This is a genomic window from Clostridium paridis (assembly GCF_016765615.1).
Classification (GTDB): Bacteria; Bacillota; Clostridia; order Clostridiales; family Clostridiaceae; genus Clostridium_T; species Clostridium_T paridis.
This window is the reverse complement of the sequence record NZ_JAESWA010000013.1, coordinates 1-8,078: the sequence shown is the minus strand read 5'-3', so window position 1 is coordinate 8,078 and position 8,078 is coordinate 1. Positions and strand designations below refer to the sequence as shown.

The 8,078-nt window shown below is 29.0% G+C and carries 9 protein-coding genes; 4 read left to right on the top strand and 5 right to left on the bottom strand.

What is annotated here, in order from left to right; genetic code table 11:
- On the bottom strand, positions 1-235 hold a 235-nt coding region (locus JK634_RS02555), incomplete at its 3' end, for a hypothetical protein (protein WP_202766059.1).
- 202 nt (positions 236-437) lie between these two features.
- On the opposite strand from JK634_RS02555, the gene JK634_RS02550 reads away from it, so the two are divergent.
- Complete coding sequence (locus tag JK634_RS02550; protein WP_202766058.1) at positions 438-953, top strand: hypothetical protein; 516 nt, start codon at positions 438-440, stop codon at positions 951-953.
- Positions 954-1,421: 468 nt separating this feature from the next.
- Here JK634_RS02550 and JK634_RS02545 read toward each other — a convergent pair whose 3' ends face one another.
- Entirely contained in the window at positions 1,422-1,616 is a 195-nt protein-coding gene (locus JK634_RS02545; RefSeq protein ID WP_202766057.1) for a hypothetical protein, read from the bottom strand.
- 611 nt (positions 1,617-2,227) lie between these two features.
- Between JK634_RS02545 and JK634_RS02540 the strand changes: the two genes are divergently transcribed.
- The 3 genes from JK634_RS02540 to JK634_RS02530 all read left to right on the top strand — a co-directional run bounded on the left by JK634_RS02540 (position 2,228) and on the right by JK634_RS02530 (position 4,669).
- Positions 2,228-2,644, top strand: coding sequence for a hypothetical protein (locus JK634_RS02540; RefSeq protein WP_202766056.1), 417 nt, complete (start codon positions 2,228-2,230; stop codon positions 2,642-2,644).
- 925 nt (positions 2,645-3,569) lie between these two features.
- Positions 3,570-3,770, top strand: a complete 201-nt coding sequence (locus JK634_RS02535) for an antitoxin VbhA family protein (protein WP_202766055.1) — start codon at positions 3,570-3,572, stop codon at positions 3,768-3,770.
- Between the two features lie 680 nt (positions 3,771-4,450).
- The gene (locus JK634_RS02530) at positions 4,451-4,669 is read left to right on the top strand and encodes an antitoxin VbhA family protein (RefSeq protein ID WP_202766054.1); all 219 of its coding nucleotides are present in this window, start codon (positions 4,451-4,453) and stop codon (positions 4,667-4,669) included.
- A gap of 1,077 nt (positions 4,670-5,746) precedes the next feature.
- Here JK634_RS02530 and JK634_RS02525 read toward each other — a convergent pair.
- From JK634_RS02525 to JK634_RS02515, 3 genes are all read right to left on the bottom strand, one after another.
- Positions 5,747-5,989: a hypothetical protein gene (locus JK634_RS02525; RefSeq protein ID WP_202766053.1), complete on the bottom strand. Its 243-nt coding sequence runs from the start codon at positions 5,987-5,989 to the stop codon at positions 5,747-5,749.
- A 216-nt stretch (positions 5,990-6,205) separates the two neighbouring features.
- Positions 6,206-6,829 carry a hypothetical protein gene (locus JK634_RS02520; protein ID WP_202766052.1) on the bottom strand — a complete coding sequence of 208 codons (624 nt, stop codon included), beginning with the start codon at positions 6,827-6,829 and terminating at the stop codon, positions 6,206-6,208.
- A 118-nt stretch (positions 6,830-6,947) separates the two neighbouring features.
- Positions 6,948-8,078: S53 family peptidase (locus JK634_RS02515; RefSeq protein WP_207753578.1), on the bottom strand; the 1,131-nt coding region annotated here is incomplete at its 5' end.

The following is an 8,078-nucleotide window of genomic DNA, read 5'->3' as shown; positions in this document are numbered from 1 at the left end:
GAACAATAACTGCAATCTTTTGATTTTCACCATATAAATCTAATTTATCTATGCCATAAGCATATCTTATTTGATTTGGAGTATATCCCTTTATGGGGTCATTGGATGATGTTTCAATAGCAGTATTCTTATTTGTATCATTAAGATCAACGGAACTAGAATTTTTCTCAAAAAAGAATACACACAAAGATATAATAGTTATAATTAATAATACAAGTAAAGATTTTTTTTTCATTTAGTATTACTCCTTAGAAAACTTATAGTATGAAAAAATTTAATTTAATTCATATATTTTACTATAATTCAATATTTAAGTATACAATAGAAAATGGAGTAATTTTATAAATTTCATACATATTAATTGCGTTAAAGGATTTTTAACTAATTAAAGCGAATTGTTTAAACTTAAAAGAAGTTAAAAGAGTAGGAGAATCAATATGTTATATACAATAGCTGAAATAAGTGAGTTAATTGGATTAAGCAAAGTTAGTTTATATAAAAAGTTAAAGTTAAAAAAAGTAGAACCACACATTATTAAAAAGCAAGGAATTACCTATGTTGACGAGGAAGGTTTTAACTTAATCAAGGAAAGTTTAAAGTTAAAAGAAAGAGTTAAAACGGAGTTAAATGATAATAGTATAAATGAAGATGTAAACTCTGAAGTTTCAATAGATACAGATACTTTTAATCTTAAAATTGATTATATAAGTACATTAAAAGAGCAGTTAAAAGAAAAAGATAAGCAAATAGATGAATTACATAGGTTAGTAGAAAATAGTCAGATACTTTTAAAACAATCTCAAGAGATGCAATTAAGAGAAGATCCAATTTTACTTGAAGAGCATTTTGAGGAATTGGATAAAAAAATCGAGGATATTAAAATAAAAATGGAAAACAAAAAAAATCAAAAAAAAGGATTATTTAAGTTCTTCGGAAAAGAGAAAGTTCGTTAAAATTTAATTTAACGAACTTTTGTCTCTTAACGTAGTTAAGCCATTTGTAAGCAATAAAATCTTCAAAAATGATGGTATTAGGTTTAGTATTTCTAAGTATTGCATCAAAATAGCTATTTTTGTATAATTTTATAAGATAATATCTAGCAAGAGTACATGGTGTTTCGCCACCTTAAAGTGCGACTTATAGCGTTCAGTTTCCAGGGCAAGTTATACTTGGACCCGAAGCTCCAGGAGGGAACTTTAAAATAATATCCTGGCTTTTTATAAGAAGTGACCAGTGTTCTTTACACTGGTCATCTTACTTTTTAATGATATATAAATTTATATTAAGTATTTATAGTTTAGTGAGCACCTAAAGAAAGATAAATAAAAGTAATACAATAACTTTTTCAATAACATTTAAGCAAGTCATATCAATGGTTTAGAGCAAGTCTTCAATAGAAAACTCAATAACTTTTTTGGTTCTTATATTTTAATGCTAATTTTAAGTAACATAATAGAAAACTCAATAGAAAATTCAATAGCATTTAAGCTAGTTATATCAATGGTTTGAAGCAAGTCTTCAATAGAAAACTCAATAACTTTTTTAGTACAATATTTGAAAATTTTAAAAATAAAAAAGCAGCTAGTATATCTAGCTGCAAATAGGTTATAATTCATTTAAAGAATATTTGTTTTAAGTAGTATACTATCTGCAAAATAGATACTACAAAGGGAAGGATTAAGAATTTAGGGTTCTGTTTCCTTCCTTTTTTATTTTGCATCAAAATCACCTCCTTTAAAAAATATGTAAAGTTCCATACATATTAACTATAGCCTTTTAATTTAAAATTCTTCACTAAAATATATTTTAATAGATCATTTTTGTATAAATATTATAAACCACAATTTAGGGTTATATCATGCCAGGTTTAAGTAATAAAATTGTTTAAAAATTGATTGAAAAACTATAATTAATAAATTTTTAGTTAGAGATTTTATAAATAACCCTCCACATCCAAACAAATGATCTAACAAACTTATACATGATCATTTATGCTGATAAGGAGGATCTCCTGGTATCACATTAAATTAGATCACAAGCGGAAATATTGGACAGGTTTATGTATTATGGGTTGTAAGGCAGGATAAGGGCAGTACCACATATTACAGGCAAAGCCTGTAAAAGCATTGATTACAGTAGGTTTATGAGATATACCACTTATACTTTACATAGTACCACATTTGGTATACTATATAATTAACTAATTTTAACAGAGAGGAGGCAAAATATGAAATTTCAACAGGTACATTTAAGAGTAAATGATGATATTTATAATAAAGTTAAAAATATTGCAGATAAAAAAGGTGAAAGCATTTCCGAAGTAATGAGAAAATTAATAGAGGACGGTTTAACTTTAGAAGTAGGAAATGAAAATAAAGATATTATAGCTTCAATAGTCAGAGAACAAGTAAATGTTGCATTAAAACCCCAGGTCGAAAGATTAGCCAAGATCAGTAGTAAATCAGGACACATGAGTGCTACGGCAGCATTTTTAAATGTTCAGGCCTTAATGGATCTTGTACCAAAAGAAAATAGAAAAGAAGTTAGAACTATGTATGAAAAGGCCAGGAAGATGGCAGTTGAGTATATGAGAACCAAAACAGATGATTGGAATACTAATGTCATTGATAAAATAGATGAATAATTAATTAAAAAGTATTTAAAAAATAAAAAAGAATGGTATAATAATCCTAGTCAAATGTTTTTCGCTCACCGGAAGCGATAAATAACCGGTTAACAAATTTAAAAAAGTCTGTTTACCGAATTACAGTAAAAGCGGTATTGTGGTTACATAGCAATTAAAATACAGTAGGCTGTTAGTTCACAATGGCAGCATAAAAGGTGATGGAAACCCCTTGCCATATAGTAGGGAATTAAAAAAGATAGTATGGTGTTTCGCCACCTAAAGAGCGACTTGTATATTCAGTCCTCAGGAGAAGTTTACTTCGATCCGAAATTCCAGGAGAGGACTTTAAAATAATAGTCCTGGCTTTTTATAAGAAGTGACCAGTGTAAAAAACACTGGTCATTTTACTTTTTATTTAATATATAAAACATCTTATTAGTATTGGTGTGAAATTTAAAGACACCCACGTAAAAATAGGTACGAGAAAAGAAAATAAGTAGTACATCCATTACTACTTATTTTCTAACCATCTAAATATTAATACTGAAAGCTAATAGCTTCCCGTTTATTTATTATACCAATTGTTCAAGAGAATATTCAAATAGGATAAAAGCAAACACGGTGTTTACGCTTATGAATGATTTATAAGCGCAAATAGGTATCCCCTGGGGACACCTATTGAAATAATATATACGGTAGCGTATACGCTACTGTTCTTCTTAGGGCGAAATAGAGAAAGATTTAGTTGAGTGTTTTTATTATGAGAAGTATACTATAATTAAAGTTGGTTTGAGGTCGGAAATGGCTCCCGACACGCTGCTGAAAAGTAGTTATCAGAGATACAGGATACGCCGCCCTGTCAATCCAACTCTAAATTAGGTTTAAGTGTAGGACACTCTATTGAGTGTCTTTTTGTTTTTGATAAGAGATAGGAGGATTTTATATGGTTAAAGAATTAAGTGATGAGAGAATAGAAGAGATATTGAAAAATTCAAGAGCGAGTGTTGAAATGGAAAATCTAACGCCATCTATTGAATCAGAGGAAGTAACAAAAAAATGCTTAAGGGGAGAAATTTCAAATGATGAAGCAAAAAAGCAAATTTTAAAGTTGCATAGCATTGGAACAAAAGCTTTTATAGATTAACTGAGTAATACCAACTAATACTAAGTATTAGTTGGTATTAGTTAGTATTACTCGGTATTAGTAAGTATGAGTTAGTATTAGTAAGCATGACTGAATCATACTCTAGCTTTAGATCAACTATTAAGATACAACAATATAATATATAACAATATAGAAATATATTATATTGTTGTATTTAAGTAAGTAAATAAGCCATTTTATAGTAGCTAAATCTAAAAAATAATAACGTACCAAAAGATAAATAACTAAGTTGAAATAATCAAATAAAATTGTATTTTGGGATAAGCAGTTTTATTTTGATCTACATAAAAAACCAATGGTTATTTACCATTGGTACGTAGTGCAGGATAAAGAGGTGTCGACAACACCTCAAAGAGTTGCATTGCAACTCGAATAATCATGTCAACATGGTCCTAATTAAGTGTCGACATAGATAGCTTAATTAAGGGAGTTACAATGGGATTGTATATCGACAAGCATAATTAATAATTTGTCTTGGAAAGGATAAGTATACTTAAAATTCACCCCTTATAAATGTTGAAGGCTAAAGCCCAAATACAAAAAACTTTTGGATCTGCTTGCAGCAGCAAAAACTTTTTTGTATTTGACATTTACAATTCCTCTCTTTGATAAGTAGTTTTTCATTATCCAAAACAACATAATTTTTAGGAGGTTTTAAAATGAAAGATATAGAGCAAGTTATAAAAAATGTTAAGGCAACTCTTGCAATGGAGGGGTTAAAAGTTAATCAAGACATAGAAGATATCGGAAGAAAAGTTCTAAATGGGGAGCTTACTGGAGATAAGGCAGTGGAAATTATAAAAGAGAAGTATTTATATAAAGAATGTGATGAAGAAATAGATCTTGTAAAGTTTGAGAGAACAGAGAAGTATTTATAGAACTTTAACGCTCCATAGATTTATCTATGCAACGTAAGTGCAGGATAAAGAGTTGTATACTACAATCTATGAACAGTTATTCTAACTGGATTATAAAAGAATACTTGTACCATGAAATTAGAATACTATATCTGTAAAACAAATAAAACATGAGGGATTATAAAGAATACGTTGCCCTTAATAATAAATACAATCTATGCAAATAAAATACAAAAAAGAGGTATATATAAATAAAAAATAAAACTTGCATTATGTAAAATGGTGGATTAAAATTAATTTAAGTGAAAACGAATTTTAAAAAATAAATAAAAAAAGCTCTTATTCAACTCCCATCATTGCAATTGACCGTTGCTATGATGAGCCAAAACTTTAAGGTATTGACCGTACCAAAAAGCTCGTTAGAAAAGAACTTCTTTTACAGTAACTAGGTTACTATATAATTTACTCGAATTATGAGTAAATTATAACGTATAAAAGAATGAATTTCAACAACCTTTTTTGTAGGTAATACTTACAGAAAAGGTTTTTTTATTTTCAAAGGTCGCATACCACCTTTATGGTATGTAGTGGGATAAGCCATAAAGCCACTTAAAAGAAAAGGAAAGGTCAATCCCTTATGACCGTTGCAAAGTGAGCTGAAATACGCTCAAAGGGGCAATAATCATTGTATAGTTTTTACTATACTCTAAAACTTATTCCATCATTTACGAGGGTTATTGTGGTGTTGTCAGCCGTAGAAGTGGACAGGCAGGAAGTCCTATCTCTATTTAACTAATAGAGAGCATTTAAACTATTAAAAGGCGAGGGTAGGAAGTAGCTTAGATATGAGTTTATTATGAATAAATGATGTATTGAAGGGGGGCATAATTCCCATTGGGATTAACCTTTAAATAATTCTGTCTAGTTCTAAGTATGCTTTTTTATTGTGTACTTGGAACTAGGCAGAACTATATCCGAAAAACAACAAACCCTTAGGATTATACTATATTTATTTTCAGAGTCAACCCTTTAAACTATAGATATTTACAGCATTGATATAGTTTAAATATAATAAAAAAACACTGATAAAATAAACATTTAAATCAGTGTTTTTGAAAACCGTCTACGAATCAGAACTCCTAATATAAACGGAGGAACTATTATAGAAATGTTTCCAACGAAGTTATATAGCCTAAATACTTCAGCTTTTTGACCTAATATGAAAAATACTAGTGCAAGAGCTAATAGCATTAGGTCATAATTTTTATTTGTTTTGAAGAGAACCTTTTTTCCAAACAGTATTCCAGAAATTAAAAATATTAAAGCTAATAAATAACTCATAAATAATCCTTTCTATATGTTAGTTTAGTGAGTTTTGGTTTTAGTATTTTTTCGCAAAAACCTAATAATAAAAAATGATATTAAAATAACTAAACCAATGTTAAGGACTGTTGATATTATTGATGCTATATTAAGTTGCATAAAATCACTCCTAAAGCATATTAGTTGAATTTATTATATCATAAATTCAACTAATATATTTAACTATTATATTTATTAAGGATTTGTCCAAGATGCTGAATATGAAGCTGTTTTTCCAGCAAAACTTGTTAGTGAAGTATTTATTAATATATAGTAATCGAATTTTCCGTATACTGTTACATTTAACTGACGTCCGCCATTCACAATGTTAGCAGCATAAGAAGATTGTGTCCATGCATTACCATAATATACTCCAGAAAGGTATGAACTAACACCAGTACATCTGTTGTAATAATTTTGTCCCATAGAAGAACTCCATAAGTATTCGATTGAAGCATCTATATTCATGTAGCAAAGGCCAAGTAAAATACTCCTATGTTCATTACCATAAGTCATTGGTGTAGCTTGTCCATTCTTTTTACCAACTTCAGTATTTCCTAAGTCTACATGATTTGGAGTTTTAGCTTCTTGAGCTTTTATGCTTTCTATAAACTTTTCAGCTTCTTCAACAGTATCAAATTTATAAGGTTTAACTCCTTCTGGAGCCTTACTAACTGTTTTTAAATCATATTTTGTTTTTAATGATTGAATTTGTTTTGATTCTTGTGATTGACCTTTGGCATCAACTTTTGTAAATGGAAGTGCTGTTAAAACTACTAAAGATAAAGCTGATAAACCAATTGATATTATTCTTTTCATAAAATCTCCCCTTTTTTACAGAATATGATTACAGTCTACAAGGAGAAGAAAAAAATGTCAATATTTATAATATAATGAATAATAAAAAGAATAAGACAAAATTTACATTATTAGTAAATTATTTATTAGTTAAGTATTTAAAAAGCATATTTTCTATCGGACTACCTATTCCAGTTGAAAGGTCATAACCTATATTATCAGTGCTATTGGTTATATCCCTAAAGTTAGTTGTGTATTGATTTTTATCAGTAGCTAAGTTATATAAGATTTCATTAATATTGCCAATTGGATAACCTAGTTTTTCGTTGACTAGGGAAGTAAATGCAGCCCAAGCAGGGGGTCCAAGACTTGTACCTGCTAAATTAGTCCATCCTGATATATGAGGATTATATTTAGTACTACAATATACAGCAACACCTACTGATGAATCAGCAAAAAATGATACATCAGGAACAGATCTATAATTTTTTGCTGCACCTACGTTTAAGTTGCCCTGATATTTAGGAGCATTAATATATTTACTAATGCCGCCTCCTGAGTTACTCCATAGGCCTTCTTTTTCAGTAATGTTACTATCTTTATTTAAAGTTAAAGTAGTTCCACCAACAGCTAAGACGTTAGGAGAAACAGCTGGCCAATTGACTTGAGGTCCACCATCACCAGATGAAGCAATGAAAGTTATATTTTTATTGTCGAAATATTTTTCATAAGACAATTCATTTTGAAATTCATTAAAACCCCAGCTCATAGAGATTATATGTTCATTGTTAGAGACTGCATAATCAATGCATTTCAGCAGGTCATCTATTGAGTCTGTTTTAGATATAATTAGTGAAATTGTAGCTTTAGGAGCTAATGCATGAGTCCATTGGACATCTAAAGAAGTTTCGGCAGCCCAATTCATATCAATTTTATCAGGTTCTCCGCAAGGGTAAGAAATTTTAAGAGCTAAGTCTGGCAAGTTAAATTGCTTATTAAATATGGATACATCATTTTCTATTGTTGGACTTCCATATGGAACAATAACTGCAATCTTTTGATTTTCACCATATAAATCTAATTTATCTATGCCATAAGCATATCTTATTTGATTTGGAGTATATCCCTTTATGGGGTCATTGGATGATGTTTCAATAGCAGTATTCTTATTTGTATCATTAAGATCAACGGAACTAGAATTTTTCTCAAAAAAGAATACACACAAAGATATAATAGTTATAATTAATAATACAAGTAAAGATTTTTTTTT